The following is a 17,030-nucleotide window of genomic DNA, read 5'->3' on the forward strand; positions in this document are numbered from 1 at the left end:
TTGCCGCGGACCCATCATCGATTCAAGTCTCCCGCCCACACCGACAGAATGAATCAGTGATCTCCTTCGGATTCAACGGTCGAGTTTTTCAACACAATCCGCCAGAAGCGGTCGTCGCCGCGCGGTCAGCCTTTGACCGTCTACCCGAATTCAGCGCATGATTGCCGACCAAACGGGAGGAACCGTTCATGCCCAATTGCATCGTTGTCGTTCAGTTCGATTTGCCAAAGCGCTCCGAGGAGCTGGCGGTGAGAGGAGGCACTTCGACCGCGCCGACCTATCGCGACCTCGCCAGGAAAGGATTGATCCGAAAGGACTACCTGAATGGTGAAAATGGCACCGGCGGCGTTTATCTCTGGGACAGCCGTGAATCGGCGGAAGCCTGGTTTACAGAGGAGCGCATCGCGGACTTGACCGAGCGCTTTGGGGTCCGGCCTCGCCTCACCTGGTACGACACCTACGTGACGGTCGACAATTTGAAGGGCGAGACCCGCGTCAACGGCAAGGCGATTGAGGCCGTGGCCTGATCAACCTGATCGCGGCGCAAGGGAAATGTTCCGATGACGATTATCGACTCCCAGGTCCACGCCTATGAGGCGAACACGCCGAAGCGACCTTGGCACAGCGTGCCGAACTGGCCGGATCACGTCACGGGTGACGAGATGGTAGCGGCGATGGACAAGGTCGGCGTCGATGGCGCGATCTTCATCTCCGCCTTTTCCCTGTACCGTTACGACGCCAGCTACGCCGTCGAAGTGCAGCGAGCCCATCCCGGCCGGCTCGCCATCGTCAAGCCGCTCGACCCTGATGATCCTGATGTGGCTGACGTCGTCGCCGAGTGGAAGAAAACGCCGGGCGCGGTCGGAATCCGCGTCATGCTGAGGAAGGAGGAGAAGCGCGCGACTGACGATCCCGGCCTCGACCGGATTGCGCGCGCGGCCGTTCGTTACGACTTTCCACTCAACATCCTGTGCTGGGACAATCTGGACGCGGGCATTGCGCTCATCGAACGTCACCCCGATACGCGATTCATCGTCGACCATTTGGGCATCCTGCAGCCACGCGTGCCGCCTGCGCCGCCCGAGCCCTGGACCAACCTCCCGAAGGTGCTGGAACTGGCCAGGCGTCCCAACGCCGTGATCAAGGTCAGCGGCGCCTGCACACTTTCCCGGCAGCCCTATCCTTTCCCGGACATCTGGGACCCGCTTGCCCGCATATTTGACGCCTGGGGTTTCGACCGCTGCCTGTGGGGCACGGATTGGACGCGTGCGTTCGCAGTCGTCAACTACGAGCAGGCCGTTGAACCCTTCCTAAAGACCGACCGCCTGACCGACACCGAGCGGGCAATGCTGATGGGCGGCGCCTGCGCCAAGGCCTATCGCTGGTCACCGAAGAAGGTTTAGAGCTTCGATCCGCGCCCGCGAAGCTTACTCACTCCGCAGGCGCGGCCGTTGGAAATTTACGCGGCGCGAACGTAGCCGTAGCGCAGGTTCGAGGGCTCCTTGGCCGCCAGCGTATACTCGTTCTTGAGCGAAGCGAGACGATCCGCGGAAAAGGCCGGCATCCTGGTGTTCTCAGCCGCTTTCAGCCTGATCTTATAGAATTTGGTTGCGTTGCCGCCGAAGATCAGCTGCTTGGTGGCGCTATTGGCGTCGCCGAGCGGCGCAAATCCGTATTTCTTCTGCATGTCTTCCGGAATTTCGAGGCGACGCAGCGCTTCGATCTGCCACTGCGGTGAGCCGTACCAGACCGAGTCAGTCCCCCACATGACGTGATCGACCCCCATACCCTTGATCAGCGTGCCGACCAGCGCGGCGCAGAACTTCGGATGCGCCACCGCCGAGTTGGCAAAGGAGGTGCCGATCTCGGCATAGACATTGGTGACGCCGAACTTCTGCGGAATTTCCGCGAGATCCGTGGCCCACTGGATGCGGCCGGTCTGCTCGAACTCCGCCCAGGCCTTGTCCGGCAGTTCGAGGAACGCCCGCAGCGCCGAGTGATAGATCACGAAGTTCATCTGCGGCCAGTCCTTCGCCGCCTTTCCGATGTCCCACGCGGTCGCGTATTCCCACACGCCGGCGAACGACTTCTCGTAGTCGGGCGGCAGCAGTCCCTTGTGGATGCACAGCGTGTTGATGCCGGCCTTCACCGCTTTGTCGTAGAACGGATACATCACCTGCTCGTCGTCGAGCCGCCATGGGAACTTGGAGGGCGCCAGCGGGTCGCCGATCGTGTAGGACTTCCAGGAATCCGGTTTGTAGACCTCGATTGCCTTGTCGACCTCCTCCATCCAGCCAGGCTGCTTGGGAGTGATGACGCTGTGCGCCAACAGGCGGCGCGAGCCCGCGAAGTCGTTGATGATTTCGCGCGCTTTGACGATTTGCTCGTTGGACAGAAGCCACCAGCTCGGATCGTCGAACGGCGCACCGCTCAAGAGTGCCATGTTGGTGTCGCTGTCGTAGTAGATCTCTTTCACATAGTTCAGGAACTTGTAGCGGGCGAGCGAGGAGACCCCCTCCTCCTTCATCTTCGGGTTCCAGTGCTGGCTCGCAAAATCCGCCAGGCCCAGGAGCTCCTTGTGATCGAAGTCGTCGCGCACGAAATGGGTCTGGACGTCGAAGATGAACTGGCCGGCGAGCCCTTGCGCGCGCGCCAGCATCAGCTCGGGCTCGCGGGCCTCTGCAGCCGCGACCTGGAAAACATTGCCGTAGATGTCGTTCATAGCGAGGAATGCCGCCGCCATGCCGCAGCTCGTGTGCAGGAACTGCCTGCGGCTCAAGCCGAGGTGCTTGCCGTTCTGGTCGGCGAGTTCGTTGATCCGCGCCTCGACCTTCTTCTGCGTAGCGCTCTGCGGGGGCGGGAGATACTCGCCGTTGGAAACAATCTGAGTGGGGATCGGCGTTGCCGCCGATGCCGCCTCGGCACCCGCGACCAGGCGCTGCTCTCGTTCACTAAGCCAAGTGCTCATCGTTTTCCTCCCTTGTTGATGATCGAAGCGCGTGCTGATCGTTGCCGCATGGAGGCTGCGTGCGTCTGGCTGCTTCAGGGCGGTTGCGAGGCCGGTACGCCACCATCCTGCCTCGCTCAAAGATTGCACCGCGGCCGCGCATGACGCGGCGAATTCAACGCTCAAATTTCCATGATCGCAAGCAGAGTAATCCGGCAGCCGCACTGTCCCAAACTCATTTCGCTTCTGATCGTCATTCCTCGTTCAGACCCGATTGGACGAACGCATCGTGGGCGGCGCAAGCCAATTATCAGCCGCATCGGCGTCCCTTCCGGAACGGTACAGGTTGCTGCAAACTGCATATGTAGCCTGCGATTCGTAGATGTCTTGAGGACCCATGAACGAGATTTTGATATCCGCCTGCACGATGTTTCTCATTCCGGCAACGCTTTTGTTTGGCGCTTTAGGTGTCGCGAACTCGTCCTTTCTCAAGATGCTGGTCTGCTTGCTGGGCATAGCCACGACAGGAATATGGCTTTACCGGATATGGTGGTGGACAAACCTGTCTTTGATTGATCGCAGAACGGCGCTTGGTCTTGCCGGCATGTATGCGTGCGCGTGGCTGGTGACATTCCTGGTGCAGTTGAAGAATGTGTTCTCGTCGCGCTGACTGACTCCGAAATTCGTCAAGGGCTGGGTGTGTTGACCTTCTTCCAGGTCTGGTCGGGATCGAACCACGTCATCCGCTCGGCCAGCGACATCGTGTAGTCACCCAGGTCCTTCTGGTAGACGGTGCCGGAATGATTCACGAGGAAGGTCATCACGCCCGAATTGCCGTATTCCGCGGGATAAGCGAGCAGCGCAAATCCCCCGATCATCTTGCCCTTGACGATGTAATTGAGCACACCGCCGGGAGCGTTCGGCCCTTGACGCGTCAGAATGCGATAGTAGTAACCGTGGTACGGCATACGTCCCGCCCCCGCCTTGTACCCCTCTTGAGAAGCCTGTGCGACGAGCTCGCCAAGCGGGCTCGCATCACCGTTTGACGCCGGCCAATAGAGCCCATCCTTCTTGCCGGAGGAACTGACGATGCGCCGCGCATAGACGCCGGGACCGGCGCCGGTACGGTCTTTCTCCGCATATTCATTCTGCGCATCGACATAGGCAAGGCAGGTCTGAATCGCGTCGAGTTCGTTGCGCCCAATGCGCCGGTACAAGACCTCGAGCCGGCCAGCGGCCGTATCGAACTTCCAGTTCGTCTCCTGACGGATGAGCGGAATCGGAAGCGGGAAGTCGTCGGCTCCCACGACCAGAAAAGCCTTGTCGCCTTCGACGGTCACATTGTGCTTGGCGTCGTAAGCGCCTACGAACCGATCCCGGGCTTCGCGGTCCGCTACTTCATCGCCTGAGAACATGATGTCCACGCCATCCCGACCGAGCACCTTGAGGATGTCTCGCGTGGCACCCGATTTGATGGCGGCGGCGAGCGCTGTGGCGGCCTCCTCCGGTGTCTTGAAACCCTGCTGAGCACTAGCGGACGATATCCCCAGCAGTAGCAGCAGCGCCGCCGCTGCCAGAAGACCGGTAGTGTGCTTACGACAGCTCTGTGCCAACCGAAGCCTGGTCATCGTCACATCCTCCCGCGCAGGGGGATCCGCGCGCCGGCTACGAGCCAATCCTGGTAGGTGAGGAACTTGATCCCGAGCCTGTCGTAGTGAACCCGGAGATAGCCATCAGCGCCGCGCGTGACCGCTCCCGGCAGGATCGCCTGCACTTCCTGCGCCATGACCCCGACATAGGCCTTGTCGCTGCCGAGATAGCTGAAGCGGTAATAGCCGAGGCCGTTGTCCAGTTGGCCGAGCAGCACGACGTCGTGCTTCAGCGCGATATCGGAGCGTCGGCCGCCACCACCGCCGCGACCTCCACCACCGCCAAACCCTCCGCCACCGCGTCCGCCGCCGGCAAATGCTGCACCGCCGCCACCGCGATGGCCGCCGCCAGCCATGCTTGCGCGTGACACACCGGCGCTGGCAAAACTTGCGTGGCCACGGGCAGAATGGGCATTGGCCGCCCTGCCCGACGACACGTTCCTGATCGCCGTATCGCGCCCGCCCTTGTTGCCCGCGCTGGAACGGCTGCGGTCGGCTGTCTTGGCGCGCTCGCCGCCTTTCGCACCACCACCGCCTGCCTTGGCACGATCACCTGCCTTGGCACGATCACCTGCCGTGGCGCGGTCGCTTCCTTTGGCGCGATCACCGGCTGCGCGGTCCCCGGCGCCCGGCCGATCGGCGCCTGCGCGATCACCGGCACGATCACCCGCGCCGGCGCGGTCCTTTCCGGCGTCGAGTACTTTCTGGCCGTCGCGGCCGCGATAGTCCATCCGATCCGCTGCGCCGGCCCGCAGGTTGTTGTTGCCGAATTTCTGCGCAACGCCGGCGTTGTTGTATCGGACCCCCTGGCGGTGCGCCGGGTTGTGCTGCCAGTTATTTCCGATGTTGGTCGTCCTGTTGTAGTGATTGACGTAGAGGTTGCGGTTACCCCAGTTGAAACCGCCGCCCCAGTAATTGCCCCAGCGCCCGATCGCCCAGCCGGCGCCAAATGCCAACCCTGCGGCAACCACGCCGGCGCCGATGTAGGATGGATAGCCGAAATAATACGGCGGATATTCCGCATAGGGCCACTCACCATAAACTGTCGCCGGATCGTAGTAGGGAACGTAGACCGTATCGGGCTGCGCCTGCTCGATGACGATCACCTCCTTGTTCTCCTGCTGCTGAACGCTGACCTTCTGCTGCTTGTTGGTGACGAGCTTGTTGCGCGCGTGCGCCTTTGCGCGCAGCCGCTGGATCGCGTCCATCACGTCGGGCTGCTGGGCCAACACGGCATCGCCGAGATTCTTGGTCCAGTCGATCTTGTCGCTCATCATCGCGAGAACATCGGGTGTAGCGGCCAGCGCCTTGATGCTGTCGTCCCATGCCTGCTTGTCGACCGCTGCCTTGAGCGCATCGCCTTTCAGGCTCTTGTTGGCTTTCGCCCAGCGGTCGGCCTGCACGGCCTCCAGGGGATAGGTCGAAGCCGCCAGCACATTGGCGAGCAACTCATCGGGGTAAAGCGCGATCGGCGCGACCAGCGCATCGAGCTGCTCGGGTTTCAGCAAGGTCTGCTCAGGCTCCGGCGGTTTGCTATCGGTCGTCTGCGCCGTCGCAATGCTCGGAACAGTAATCATGATCGCTAACGCCAGCAGAAATTTCCCGCAACGCAACATGGTTGTGTCTCCACTTCCGATCGTGGACAAACGAACGACGGAAACGGCACCGCACCTTTGATCAGGATCAAAGGTCCGCGTTCGACGCGAACTGCAAGGGCTGGGGCAGTTGCGCTTGCTCAAGCCAGCGCCTTGCCGTCGGGCCGCGCGGACAGCAGCGTCCGCCGATCATGGACGAGGTTCTGAAGGCGATGCGCGGCTACGTTGAGGGTCGTGACATCAAGGGCGTTTTCGTCCCCGGCCGCTGCCTTGACGCGCTGCATCTGAAGGACCTTGTCGATCTCGCGCTCGATTTCAGACAGCTCCTGCTCGCCCTCTGCCGATCTTATGCGGTGACCGAGGGCATAGAGTGAATCCAGCGCTTGTTCGCTCTTGCGGGGTTCGCCGTCGCGAAGAAACTTCCACGCCGCCGCCGCCACAGAGACCAAGGCTCCGAATATCATCGGAGCCAGAAAGATGGCGTTTCCCCATTGGTCCAGGAAGCTTTCCTGCGTGCCGTTGTAGAAGGCGGCAGCACCCGGATGGACCGGCAGATAGGCATCCGAGTCGGTGCTGGGCGCGGAGATCTGCGCCAGCATTGGCAATTCGCCGAGCAGGTCCCTGCGCGCCTTCATCAACGCTTCCGCCAAAGCGCCGGCCTGATCGTTATCGAGCTGCTTGTTGGCAACCAGGTAGAACGAAACCCTGAGCGTGGTCAGATCGTCGCTGGGAATCGGAGGCGAGCCCCGGAGCGTTCCCTTCGGAACATCGAAGCTTTCGTAAGCGGCTTGTTTCCCGGCAATGGCGCCGGCCGCATCGATAGGAATAAGGACCGGCGCGGTCTTCGGATTTTGTAGAAAGAAACCTCGCAGCATTGCCAGGTATTTCTCAGCCAGGGGAACGACGATCAGAAGTGCGCGCACCTCTTTCGCTTCGAGCGCGCGCCGCGTCTCCGCGAGCCCGAGGTTACGGAACGTGACATTGGCGCGGCCGAGATCGTATTCCTCCGTCAGAACGCTGACGACTTTCCGATTTATCTCGCCGCCGACCACGCCGACGGTGAGGCGCTTCAGGCCGGCGACATCGGTGATCGAGGATCCCGGAGGTGCAACAAGCAATACAACAGCATGCGCGAGGATGATGATGGCTTGCGCCTGCGACAGGTCGCCAACATCGCCTCTCACGACGGCAAGGTCAGTCTTGTTCGACGAAAACGCGTCGGCCGCCTCGAGCGCGCCGGTCACTTCCACCAGCTTGAGACGTACTGTCGCATTCGCTGCGGTGAGCCGGCTTGCCAGCGCCGACATCAGTTTCGTGGCCTCGCCGTCCAGCGATCCGACAGCGACGGTCAGCGTCGTCGGCCGTGAATACCAGCGATAGCCGAACAGACCTGCCCCCGCCACCAGAACGACGACGCCTGCGACAAGGACCATCCGAAGCCATGACGGCATTCTGATCGAATCCATACGGCCTCACTGTTCACAGCATCTGTCAGTGGCCGCTCAGCACCAGCGTCTTGATCGGCAGCAGCAGAGCCTGGATTCGCAGTAACAGCGCATGAACGAGGCCAACCGCATCGACCGCGTGCAAGCCGAAACTCTTAGCCGTGCCCAGCTTGCCGGACGAGATCAGCTCGTGATTGCTGGTGTAGGCGTTGACGATGCAACTGCTTCCCGCCGTCACGCCCTCGAGCCCGCCCTTGTAGAGCGGCTCCAGGAACACGAGAATCGTGCCCGGTCTTGCGATATTCTGCGCTTCAATCAACTGCTCTCCGCCACGGAACTGACCCGCGGCGATATAGTCCTGAACGCCGGTGACGACCATCGGGATGATGGTCCATGGCTTGGAGATGCACGCAGCCTCGGCCACCATGCCGACCTTCATGACCTGGGCTTCGATCTGCCCGAAGCCAGCCTGCAGCGAACGCTGCCCTGCTCCCTCCGGAATCAGAATTCCGGCAGGACGCATCAGTGGATTGACTACATCTCCGGCGCGAAGGACGAACTGCTCCACGCGTCCCGCTACCCCGGCCTTGATGAAGGTCTTGTCATAATCGACCTGTGCCTGCGCCAGCGCGGCTTCCGCACTCGCCTTCTCGGCCGGCAGAAGGGTCGACACGCGCAGCTCGGCCGATTGTTTCGAGGCGTTGGCCGCATCGAGTGATCCCTGGCGCCCGTCGACCATGACCCGCAGCTTTTCGATGTCGCGCTGCGGCACGATTCCCGGGTTGCGCCGTTGCAGCTCGGTCTTCACTTGCAGCTCATCCTGAGCCTGCTGAACGGAGCTCTTCGCCTCCTGTATCTGGCCTTCTGTTTTCAGCACTTCCACTTGTGCTGCGACCAACGAGGCATCGATTTCTGCGATCTTCCGCCGCGAGGTCTCCAGCGCCGCCTCCTGCTTGGAGCTGTCCAGCCTGAAGAGCACGGCATCCTTGGCGACGGGGGCACTATGATCGACACGGACCTCGGCGACACGCCCCGGGATTTCGGGAACGATCGGAACCGTCCTGAAGAACAGGGCCGCGGAGCTGGTCGACGGGTGGAAATAAAAGATCAGGGTAATGAGTGAGACCGTGAGCATCAGGCAAGCGACGATGCCGTATCTCAGTTCGAACCAGACCGAAAAGAAGGTAATTTCCTTGCCGATACGCTTGCCCTGGACATAGCGGCGGTACAGGTAGTCCGGCAGGATCGTGAGCATGGAGCAAATGATCAGCTCAAGCATGGCCGTGCACCTCCCGCTTCGACGCGCGCGGCTTCGGCTCTTCCGTCACCGCGAGGGCTGGAGCATTGCCCACCTCGCCAACGACAACATCGTCCGGCGAAGTGCCCGCGATCTTCTCGACCGAGCCTGCGATGCTGCGCAATGGTGTGCTGAAGTCCGGAAGGTCGATCATCGCAAGCAACAGAGCTCCGATCCAGAACAGATGAATATGGGTGAACAGCGCCAGGAGCCCCAGGACAGCCACGATCTCGAACTGCAACTTCTGCGACTTGTGAGCCATTCGCTCGGGCAGCGAGTGCAGTTTCAGATAGAGGTTGCCAACCGCCAACACGGCGACAATCAGGAAGACACCCATCACGACCATCCAGACGTCCGTGTCGCCGGGCGCCGTGATGAAACCGGGCAAGTGGTGCGGCGCCAGTGGATGAAGTTGATCGCTCAAATTTCCCTCCACTTCTAAAGCCAAATGGGTTCCAGAACCCGGCGCCCCCTTTTAGTCCCACCAGTACTGATCGGCAGCCGCGCCTGACCTTTGATATGAATCAACCCGCCCCGGTGCCCGGCCCTGCTCGTCGACGGCAACAATGATCAGATCGGGCAACGGTGATAGCTGATCGCCATGTCCGCGATGCCCGGAAAGATCCGCGATATCCTGTTCGGCTCGAGCATCTTGAGGCTGAACTGGACGTTGGAAAGCATGATATCGGCCGCACAGCCCGCGATGATGTTCACGGTGTCGCCATCCTCCTTCTTCGTCTTTATCTTGCAGCGGGCAAATTTTCCCCTGAGACGATCGGCTTCCACGATGAAGCCGCCTCCGTGCTGATCCGACAGTGCGGTAAACTCAATCTGCTTCGCCCGTCCCCTCCTGACGAACACGTTGGGGCATTCATCCGTGCTGGTGGCCCATGCCCCGGAGAGATCGAGGGCGCCTGCCTGCTTCGGATCGTGCAGACCCGCAACCATTGCAGCGGCGATTGCGAACCGAAGTAACCGCTTCATGCCATCTTCTCGCTCGGCAAGGCGCTGCCGCAAACTGAAAATCGCGCGGCGTCGCAAACGCTTGATTTGGATCAAAGGAGCGGTCGCGGCGCTGAGGCTAGCTATCGGTTCAGGCGCGACGGTCATTGAGGAAGGATCAGCCATGCCCGAGAAAATCGACGATCTGCTGCCCACGGCGAGGGATATCCAGAAACAAGCCGCCCTCCAGGAGGCCGAAAGGGCCGAACAATACGCCCGCCGAACGGCCGCGGCCGAATCTGAAAAGCACAAGCTGATCGAAAGACTAAGCAAACCATCGGGCCTGACCGAGGACGAAAAGGTCAAGCTTGCCTCGACCGTCATCCAGCGCGCGGTACGAAATGGGCTGAGCGAGGTTCAGGTCTATCGGTTCCCCCACACGCTGTGCACCGACAACGGCCGCGCCATCAATCAGCAGGAGCCGGGCTGGGAAAAGACCCTTACGGGAATAGCGCAGGAAATCTTTCAGCTCTGGTCCGACTACCTGAAACCGCGCGGCTACCGCATCCGCTATCAGATCGTCGATTTTCCCGGAGGTGTTCCGGGTGACATCAGCATTACGATCGCCTGGGGCGAATGATTGCCGGTACGACACTCCGGCGAGCTTGAAGGCGCCCGACGGGCGCCTCGACTCAAACTCATTTCCGCAAACTCATCGCATGGCGATCGTAACCCCGCCCATGGCGGCCGACAATTCCACGCCAACCCTTGGACCGCTGAGCTGCAGGATCACGCCTTTGGCATTCTGCAACTGCACGGCGCCCGCTCCGGCCGCAAGAGCGCCACCGGCGCCGACCACGGCGTATGACCCGGCAATGTCACCGGGGCTCCTCAGGTTCACTGCCCTGCCGACCAGCTTGGTGGTCGATGCGCCAACGGTAAAGCCGATGCTGGCTCCCGAAACCGTAAATGGATAGTTTTTGCCGCGGAATGTCAGCACACCCTCGCCACCTCCGACGCCGACGATGAACCCACCTTTGGTGAAGACAACCCTCACCGTCCCGACTTCCGCGGATGCCGGCGTCGCAATGGCCGCAGAGGTCAGCAATCCAAACAGGGCTACCACGACCGATCGCCTGTGATGCAACATCATCATTATTCACTCCTGCCGGGGTTTAAGTCCGGGCGACAGTGAAGCCGTGACCGCGAGTTCCATTGATCCAGATCAAAGCCACTCAGTCTCATCAAGAAAGGCTTTCGTTACTCGGTAACGGCCGGGATCAGCAAAACCCGAAATGCACGCCATGCTTCGATATCTGGTGCGCGTTCTTATCGCTTCCATCGCCTCCGTCATGGCGCTGGCCGTGGCGGCTTTCACTGATGAGCGCCCCGCAGATCAGACCATTCAGGAGGAGGTGTGGGCGATCCCGGTTACGCTGCCCACGATCGCGTATGTGGTTCGGCCGGTCGGGAAGGGTCCGTTTCCACTCGTGGTCATAAACCACGGCGTTTCGATGAACCAGAAGGAACGCGGCTTCTTTCCGCTGGTGGAATTCAGGGACGCGGCGATGTGGTTCGCCCGGCGGGGCTATATGGTCGTTGCGCCCTCCGGCACCGGATATGGCGCAGCCGCGCTCGATGACGCGGAACGCGGCTTGTACTCGCTGTTCTTTTCAAAGGTCGGCAGTTGCGACAATCCGAACTTCCGCGATGCCGGACGCGCCGTCGCCCTGATCGACAAATGGATCATCGAATACATGACCGATCAAAAGCTGATCGTGCCGGACAATGTCATTGTCGTCGGCCAATCGGCCGGCGGCTGGGCCGCCATTGCGCTGTCGAGCGAGAACCTCCCGGGGGTGCGCGCCATCGTGGCATTCGCGGCGGGGCGTGGCGGACGCGTCGGCGGAAAGCCCAACAACAATTGCGCGCCCGACAGATTGGTTTTGGCGACCGGGGAATTCGGACGAGCCGCTCGTACTCCCATGCTTTGGATCTACATCGAGAACGATACGTTCTTCGGTCCGGAATTATCCAGGCGAATGCACGAGGCCTACACCGGGGCCGGTGGGAAGGCCGAATATCACCTGCTTCCCCCGTTCGGCAATGAAGGACATTTCCTGGTCAGTTCGCCCGACGGCCTTCCGTTGTGGACCCCGCTGGTCGGGGCGTTCCTCGACAAGCACAGATGACGCTGACGCGGATAGAGCGACGGAGGCGAGAAATGACAAGTCAGCGGTTACGCCGATACGACAGTCAATCTCACCTGGTGACAGCACTATCGGTGCTGATGCTGTTGAATTTCGGTATTGGAACTGCGTCTGCGCAACAGCCTGCGAAGCCGGACGGCGGCCCGGCAAGCGAGAAACTAGCCGGCCAAGAGTTCGCTTTGCGTGGCCAGCGCGCGGCGCGCGACATCAAATATTCGGACTGGCGCAAGTTCTGCTTCAAGGTTCCTGGCACAAACATGGTGTGCCGGACATCGATCAGCGGGACGTTTGAGACGGGCCAGTCCGCCGTCCGCGTCGACTTGATCGAGCGCGAGGGCGACAAGGCCGCGCGGCTGCAAATGTTCCTTCCCATCGGGCTCTACCTGCAGGCCGGCGTAAAGATCACGATCGATCAGGGCGCCGCCTACCGGTTTCCGTATGTCTGGTGCCTCACCAACACCTGCATCGCCGCCGATCTGGCTGATCCCAAATTGATCATGGAGATGGAGACAGGCCAGAAGCTTCAGCTCGAGGTTGTGGATTCCAGCGTCCTGGCAGTGACCACGGCCTTGCCGGTCAACCAGTTCGCTGCGGTTCGGCAGGGAACTCCGACGCAGACGTTCGAGCAAAATATCGATGAATGATGCGTAGCATTCGCGGCGGCGACAACTTACGCCGCCCCGGCCGTTACCTTTTCGATCGGCTCAATCAGGGACTTCGCCCGGAACGGCTTTGTAAGATAGGCAATGCACCCGGATTCGATTGCTGCCATGCGGACAGCAGGGCTGTCGTTGGCTGTGATGTAAATAACCGGCAGTGAAATGCCTGCCGCCCTGAGACGATGCCTCAGTTCAATTCCAGATTCGTTGTTCAGGTTGATATCGAGAACCACGCAACATGCCGACTCGAAATCGTCATGGTTCTGGAACTCCTCGGCAGACGAAAACACGACGCAATCGTAACCGTGTTCGCGTAGCAGCCGCTTTAGCCCCCTGAGCGTCCCGAGGTCATCATCGACGACAAAGACGACATTTCGATTCCGCAAGGTGGTTATCCCGTCCATCGCGCTTGAACGTCTTCCAGGAGACGATCTGCAACCTGTCAGCTTCCGCCGAAACTGATCAAGTCGTGGTTCGCCCGACTCACCACGCTATTTTAGTAAGCTCTGAGTCCCCCATCTTCTATTGTCCCATGGGACAATGCGAACTCAAATCCAGCTGACGATTCCTCAATTCGCCTGTCCGGTACCCGACGATTCTCTTAAAATTCCGGCCCGCTCTGCAAGGGAGACCAATTCGGCAAACGTCTGCACTTGCAGCTTCTCCATCACTCTGTGGCGATGCGCCTTGATCGTGCGTTCGGTCGCGCCCAACACGTTGGCCACCTGTTTGTTGGTCTTGCCGCGAATGACGAGTTCAAAGACTTCGCGCTCGCGCGGCGTCAACTTCGCAATATGGGCGCGCAGGGCGTCGAGCTGGCTTCTCTGGCCACGCATTACCTCGTGGTGAGCCATGGCTCGTTCAATTGCACCAAGAAGTTCTTCCGACGATACCGGCTTGGTGAGAACATCTTCCGCGCCTGCCTTGATGGCCCGCACCGTGGTCTGGACATCCGCATAGCCCGTGAGAAACACGATCGGCAAGGTCGAGCCGATTTCACTCAAACGCCCCTGCAGCTCCGGACCGCTCAATCCCGGAATCCGCACGTCGAGCAAAATGCAGCCCAGTTTGTTTTCGCTCGGCGGGCAATCGAGCAAATGCTGGGCCGACGGATAAGTCGCGACCTCGTAACCGGCCTTCTTCAAACGACGTTCGATAGCCGTGCGGAAGGAAGCGTCGTCGTCAACAATATACACAAGCCCCGGCAACAGATCCCCCTACGATAAAGCTAGCGGCAGAGACAAATGAAACGCCGCGACACCTTCCCTTTGATTTTCCGCCCAGATACGTCCCTTATGCGCCTGTACGATGGTGCGCGAGATCGACAGGCCAATTCCCATTCCCTGCTTCTTGGTGGTGAAGAAGGGATCAAAGACTTCGTTCAACTTTTCGGCGGGAATTCCGGGACCGGAATCCAAAATCGAAATAACTGCGGACGACCCACCATTCATCTCGGTTCGCCCAATCACCGCCCGTCCATTCGGTATTGCGGCCATCGCATCCATGCTGTTCACGACCAGGTTCATGATAACCTGCTGAAGCTGAACCTGATCACCCCTCACCTGAATCGGTTCTCCAGACGGCTCGAAGTACAGTGCGACGTTTCGAGCCGACGCCTGGACCGAGAGGAAATCGAATACCTTGCGCACGGTATCGTTGAGGTCGATAGCCTTGTCCTCAAAAGGCACCCTTCGCAGGAAGCTGCGCATTCGATGGATGACCTCGCTGGCGCGAATGTCATCTCGCTTTATGTCAGCAAGAATTTCCTTGACCTCGCTCAAGTCCGGCGACGGAGAATTCAATATCAGTTCTGCCGTCTCGGTATTGGTCAAAATAGTACCGAGTGGCTGATTTAGTTCATGGGCGATCGAGGACGACAGCTCGCCAGCTGTCGCCTGACGGTTCGCATGCGCCAACTCGGTCAGGCGATTCCGGGATTCGCGTTCGGCATTGGCTCGCCTGTGCCGTTCGTGCAGCAAAATCGAAATCAACAAGGCCTGTATCAACAGCACGGCCGCAACAGAAAGGGTCTGCCAGCGGTATTTCTCCCATATGCCTGGCTCGCGAAAACGAACTTCACTTCCAAAAGGCAGGTCGGACTCGCTAACCCGCCATCGCTGCATCTGCAGCCAATTGAAGATCGGTTTCACCGCATCGGACATGGTTACGGGAATACTAGACGCCGGTTCTCCGTGCAAAATCCGCAGGGCCAGCTTTGCGGCGTCAGCGCCGATCAGACCGGGAACGATCACAGGGCCGCCGATGCTGCCCAGCGCAACAAGCGGTTCCGCCGCAACAATAATTGGTCGGTTCGCCTTCTCCGCAACCAGTTCAAACCCTTTGGCAGGCGAAAAGTAGGTACCCTCTCCATCGGAATAAATTGCGGAATAGATGATGGCGCTGCGCGCGGGAAGCGCTTCAACCCTCTTCCGCACCTCCACCATCGTCGCGCCCACGAGATCAATGACATTCAGTCCTGCGGTAGCCTGAGGTATCTCAAGGCCCCAACTCCCGAACACGTTCTGGCGGTCCCAATGATCGCCAACGAAGACGACGGTTTCCAGATCAGGCACCACCGCTCGCGCGACCCCGATCGAATCGGCGAGCACCGTCTTGAGAATGCTGCCCGTCACATCGTTCGGCAATTTCAGCCGGGCGTAGTCGGCCGCATCGACCATTCCAAAAACGACAGGAATTCCCGGCCATAGCTCATTCCTCCAGCGCTGGACGAGCTCGAGCGTCCCGGAGCCCATCGCGACGATAACGCCGATATTCTTGTCTCGATATTTCTCGCCGAAATGACGGCGCAGACTTTCATCATAGGCTTCGCCATCAAAACGGCTGAGATCGAGACTTTCGGAGAAAAGCGTGGTGTGAGCGCTGGCATCGGCGCTGATCCCGGCGCGGAGCCCAGAGAATATCTGAAGGAAAAACGGTCCCGTGGATTGGGATTGGTCCAGAACTAGTATTGATCGCGACCGCCCCTCTAGCGCCGTCACCGGGGGAGAGGCCAGGACCAAAGTTACGCAAATCAACAACGCACTGATCCGCGATATCATCGCTTCAGAACCGCCGTTAGCCTCGATGAAGCTAATCCCCATCTTCGCCGAAAAGATAAATAAAAGCTGGATGGTCGCCGAGGCGTCGGCTACATCCTCGAAAAATTATACTGGTGACCTATCAGACCTTGCCCATCCGGTCATTGTCCCAGAGGACAATGACCCTCGATACAATAGCCTACCCTGCACGGTCTGGTTTAACACGTTCCCGGGAGCCACCAGCCATGTATTTTTAAGGCCATTGGCAGCGCGAGTCCCGGGAATGCAGACAAATTGTCTCAAACAGGGGGAGACTATGTTTGTCAACATCAACGCCCATCCCGGCAGCAGACCGAAGGCTCTCGGACAGCTCGGCGAGCTTTCGCGCGCAAAGGTAATCCTGAGCGAATTCAAGTACAACAAGGGCACCGAGATATTCGGAGAAGCGGAGCCTGCAGACTACATCTACCAGGTCGCGAACGGTGCGGTTCGCACCCACAAGCTCCTCTCCGACGGCCGCCGCCAGATCGGCGCGTTCCACCTGGCCGGCGACATTTTTGGGCTGGAGAACGGAGCAACCCACCGGTTTACCGCTGAAGCGATCGTCGATACGACAGTAAGGCTGATGAAACGGTGCAGCCTGGAGCACGTTGCGGAAACCGACGCGATGGTGGCGCTCGATCTGCTGAATATGACAACGACAAACCTCCGGCATGCCGAGGAACACATGCTGCTGCTGGGGCGCAAGACGTCACTTGAGCGGGTGGCCGCATTCCTGCTCGAGATGGACCCCCGCCTGACGGCCGCCGGCGTGATGGCCCTTCCGATGTCTCGCCGCGATATCGCCGATTATCTCGGCCTGACGCTCGAAACGGTCTCCCGGGCGCTGTCACACCTTCACGGCATGGGCATTCTCGGCTTCCTCGGCCAGACGCAGCGGCAAATCGTGTTGCTGGACCGGATACGATTGGCGGAACTGGACCTTTAGGGCGAAGCTGGATCGCTAACTCGCCTCCGGCCAGCTCACTGAGCCATGCGCCAAAGTATCCGGCGCAGACGTCCAATGCCCGGTACCGTGATTAGCTTCAATCCGGCAGGGCTGCCTGCCATCGTCCAGAGATCAGCGGGAGCAGTCCGGCCATCCTTCTCGCCCCACAACACCAGGGACTTGCTCCAAGTCGGTGGTCGGCGACGCGCCGGGAGGTTCAAGGCGTTCAGGCGCTGTATCTCTCGGTATCTTTTGGCCAA

Annotated in this window: 18 protein-coding genes; 7 read left to right on the forward strand and 11 right to left on the reverse strand. The window is 60.2% G+C overall.

What is annotated here, in order from left to right; genetic code table 11:
* The first annotated feature begins 188 nt into the window (after positions 1 to 188).
* Positions 189 to 527, forward strand: a complete 339-nt coding sequence (locus IVB22_RS23660) for a YdhR family protein (protein WP_247519659.1) — start codon at positions 189 to 191, stop codon at positions 525 to 527.
* Between the two features lie 33 nt (positions 528 to 560).
* Positions 561 to 1,403, forward strand: a complete 843-nt coding sequence (locus IVB22_RS23665; RefSeq protein WP_247519660.1) for an amidohydrolase — start codon at positions 561 to 563, stop codon at positions 1,401 to 1,403.
* Between the two features lie 56 nt (positions 1,404 to 1,459).
* Here the strand turns inward: IVB22_RS23665 and IVB22_RS23670 are convergent, their stop codons facing one another.
* Entirely contained in the window at positions 1,460 to 2,968 is a 1,509-nt protein-coding gene (locus tag IVB22_RS23670) for an amidohydrolase family protein (RefSeq protein WP_247519661.1), read from the reverse strand.
* A gap of 376 nt (positions 2,969 to 3,344) precedes the next feature.
* Here IVB22_RS23670 and IVB22_RS23675 point away from each other — a divergent pair, with 376 nt between their 5' ends.
* Positions 3,345 to 3,617, forward strand: a complete 273-nt coding sequence (locus IVB22_RS23675; RefSeq protein WP_247519662.1) for a hypothetical protein — start codon at positions 3,345 to 3,347, stop codon at positions 3,615 to 3,617.
* Positions 3,618 to 3,633: 16 nt separating this feature from the next.
* Here the strand turns inward: IVB22_RS23675 and IVB22_RS23680 are convergent, their stop codons facing one another.
* The 6 genes from IVB22_RS23680 to IVB22_RS23705 all read right to left on the reverse strand — a co-directional run bounded on the left by IVB22_RS23680 (position 3,634) and on the right by IVB22_RS23705 (position 10,043).
* Positions 3,634 to 4,575: a DUF2950 domain-containing protein gene (locus IVB22_RS23680; protein ID WP_247519663.1), complete on the reverse strand. Its 942-nt coding sequence runs from the start codon at positions 4,573 to 4,575 to the stop codon at positions 3,634 to 3,636.
* 2 nt (positions 4,576 to 4,577) lie between these two features.
* On the reverse strand, positions 4,578 to 6,212 hold the full coding sequence (locus IVB22_RS23685) for a DUF3300 domain-containing protein (RefSeq protein ID WP_247519664.1): 1,635 nt from the start codon (positions 6,210 to 6,212) through the stop codon (positions 4,578 to 4,580).
* Positions 6,213 to 6,331: 119 nt separating this feature from the next.
* A complete protein-coding gene (locus tag IVB22_RS23690; RefSeq protein WP_247519665.1) occupies positions 6,332 to 7,657 on the reverse strand; it encodes a TAXI family TRAP transporter solute-binding subunit in 1,326 nt (441 codons plus the stop codon).
* A gap of 25 nt (positions 7,658 to 7,682) precedes the next feature.
* Positions 7,683 to 8,915 carry an HlyD family secretion protein gene (locus tag IVB22_RS23695; protein ID WP_247519666.1) on the reverse strand — a complete coding sequence of 411 codons (1,233 nt, stop codon included), beginning with the start codon at positions 8,913 to 8,915 and terminating at the stop codon, positions 7,683 to 7,685.
* Positions 8,908 to 9,357, reverse strand: a complete 450-nt coding sequence (locus tag IVB22_RS23700; protein ID WP_247519667.1) for a hypothetical protein — start codon at positions 9,355 to 9,357, stop codon at positions 8,908 to 8,910. Before IVB22_RS23700 ends, IVB22_RS23695 begins: the two co-directional genes overlap by 8 nt.
* Before the next feature lie 146 nt (positions 9,358 to 9,503).
* On the reverse strand, positions 9,504 to 10,043 hold the full coding sequence (locus tag IVB22_RS23705) for a hypothetical protein (protein WP_247519668.1): 540 nt from the start codon (positions 10,041 to 10,043) through the stop codon (positions 9,504 to 9,506).
* A 16-nt stretch (positions 10,044 to 10,059) separates the two neighbouring features.
* Here IVB22_RS23705 and IVB22_RS23710 point away from each other — a divergent pair, with 16 nt between their 5' ends.
* Entirely contained in the window at positions 10,060 to 10,515 is a 456-nt protein-coding gene (locus IVB22_RS23710) for a hypothetical protein (protein ID WP_247519669.1), read from the forward strand.
* Between the two features lie 72 nt (positions 10,516 to 10,587).
* On the opposite strand, the gene IVB22_RS23715 is transcribed toward IVB22_RS23710, so the two are convergent.
* Positions 10,588 to 11,031: a hypothetical protein gene (locus IVB22_RS23715; protein WP_374207620.1), complete on the reverse strand. Its 444-nt coding sequence runs from the start codon at positions 11,029 to 11,031 to the stop codon at positions 10,588 to 10,590.
* A gap of 196 nt (positions 11,032 to 11,227) precedes the next feature.
* Between IVB22_RS23715 and IVB22_RS23720 the strand changes: the two genes are divergently transcribed.
* Both IVB22_RS23720 and IVB22_RS23725 read left to right on the forward strand, forming a co-directional pair.
* The gene (locus IVB22_RS23720) at positions 11,228 to 12,067 is read left to right on the forward strand and encodes a S9 family peptidase (protein WP_247519733.1); all 840 of its coding nucleotides are present in this window, start codon (positions 11,228 to 11,230) and stop codon (positions 12,065 to 12,067) included.
* A gap of 32 nt (positions 12,068 to 12,099) precedes the next feature.
* Complete coding sequence (locus IVB22_RS23725; RefSeq protein WP_247519670.1) at positions 12,100 to 12,729, forward strand: invasion associated locus B family protein; 630 nt, start codon at positions 12,100 to 12,102, stop codon at positions 12,727 to 12,729.
* A gap of 26 nt (positions 12,730 to 12,755) precedes the next feature.
* Here the strand turns inward: IVB22_RS23725 and IVB22_RS23730 are convergent, their stop codons facing one another.
* From IVB22_RS23730 to IVB22_RS23740, 3 genes are all read right to left on the reverse strand, one after another.
* Complete coding sequence (locus tag IVB22_RS23730) at positions 12,756 to 13,148, reverse strand: response regulator transcription factor (protein ID WP_247519671.1); 393 nt, start codon at positions 13,146 to 13,148, stop codon at positions 12,756 to 12,758.
* 165 nt (positions 13,149 to 13,313) lie between these two features.
* Entirely contained in the window at positions 13,314 to 13,952 is a 639-nt protein-coding gene (locus tag IVB22_RS23735; protein ID WP_247519672.1) for a response regulator transcription factor, read from the reverse strand.
* Between the two features lie 9 nt (positions 13,953 to 13,961).
* Positions 13,962 to 15,845 (reverse strand): ABC transporter substrate binding protein, encoded by a 1,884-nt coding sequence (locus tag IVB22_RS23740; protein WP_247519673.1) that lies wholly within the window; start codon positions 15,843 to 15,845, stop codon positions 13,962 to 13,964.
* 253 nt (positions 15,846 to 16,098) lie between these two features.
* Between IVB22_RS23740 and IVB22_RS23745 the strand changes: the two genes are divergently transcribed.
* Positions 16,099 to 16,770, forward strand: coding sequence for a helix-turn-helix domain-containing protein (locus IVB22_RS23745; RefSeq protein WP_247519734.1), 672 nt, complete (start codon positions 16,099 to 16,101; stop codon positions 16,768 to 16,770).
* The last annotated feature ends 260 nt before the right edge of the window (positions 16,771 to 17,030 follow it).

This window comes from Bradyrhizobium sp. 190, assembly GCF_023073415.1.
Taxonomy (GTDB): Bacteria; Pseudomonadota; Alphaproteobacteria; order Rhizobiales; family Xanthobacteraceae; genus Bradyrhizobium.

Bases quoted from the DNA above. Each gene is read 5' to 3' on its own strand.
- IVB22_RS23705 (WP_247519668.1), bottom strand. From the start codon at position 10,043: ATGACCGTCGCGCCTGAACCGATAGCTAGCCTCAGCGCCGCGACCGCT.
- IVB22_RS23665 (WP_247519660.1), top strand. From the start codon at position 561: ATGACGATTATCGACTCCCAGGTCCACGCCTATGAGGCGAACACGCCG.
- IVB22_RS23695 (WP_247519666.1), bottom strand. From the start codon at position 8,915: ATGCTTGAGCTGATCATTTGCTCCATGCTCACGATCCTGCCGGACTAC.
- IVB22_RS23685 (WP_247519664.1), bottom strand. From the start codon at position 6,212: ATGTTGCGTTGCGGGAAATTTCTGCTGGCGTTAGCGATCATGATTACT.
- IVB22_RS23710 (WP_247519669.1), top strand. From the start codon at position 10,060: ATGCCCGAGAAAATCGACGATCTGCTGCCCACGGCGAGGGATATCCAG.
- IVB22_RS23725 (WP_247519670.1), top strand. From the start codon at position 12,100: ATGACAAGTCAGCGGTTACGCCGATACGACAGTCAATCTCACCTGGTG.
- IVB22_RS23745 (WP_247519734.1), top strand. From the start codon at position 16,099: ATGTTTGTCAACATCAACGCCCATCCCGGCAGCAGACCGAAGGCTCTC.
- IVB22_RS23740 (WP_247519673.1), bottom strand. From the start codon at position 15,845: ATGGGGATTAGCTTCATCGAGGCTAACGGCGGTTCTGAAGCGATGATA.
- IVB22_RS23730 (WP_247519671.1), bottom strand. From the start codon at position 13,148: ATGGACGGGATAACCACCTTGCGGAATCGAAATGTCGTCTTTGTCGTC.
- IVB22_RS23680 (WP_247519663.1), bottom strand. From the start codon at position 4,575: ATGACCAGGCTTCGGTTGGCACAGAGCTGTCGTAAGCACACTACCGGT.
- IVB22_RS23660 (WP_247519659.1), top strand. From the start codon at position 189: ATGCCCAATTGCATCGTTGTCGTTCAGTTCGATTTGCCAAAGCGCTCC.
- IVB22_RS23715 (WP_374207620.1), bottom strand. From the start codon at position 11,031: ATGATGATGTTGCATCACAGGCGATCGGTCGTGGTAGCCCTGTTTGGA.
- IVB22_RS23720 (WP_247519733.1), top strand. From the start codon at position 11,228: ATGGCGCTGGCCGTGGCGGCTTTCACTGATGAGCGCCCCGCAGATCAG.
- IVB22_RS23670 (WP_247519661.1), bottom strand. From the start codon at position 2,968: ATGAGCACTTGGCTTAGTGAACGAGAGCAGCGCCTGGTCGCGGGTGCC.
- IVB22_RS23690 (WP_247519665.1), bottom strand. From the start codon at position 7,657: ATGGATTCGATCAGAATGCCGTCATGGCTTCGGATGGTCCTTGTCGCA.
- IVB22_RS23675 (WP_247519662.1), top strand. From the start codon at position 3,345: ATGAACGAGATTTTGATATCCGCCTGCACGATGTTTCTCATTCCGGCA.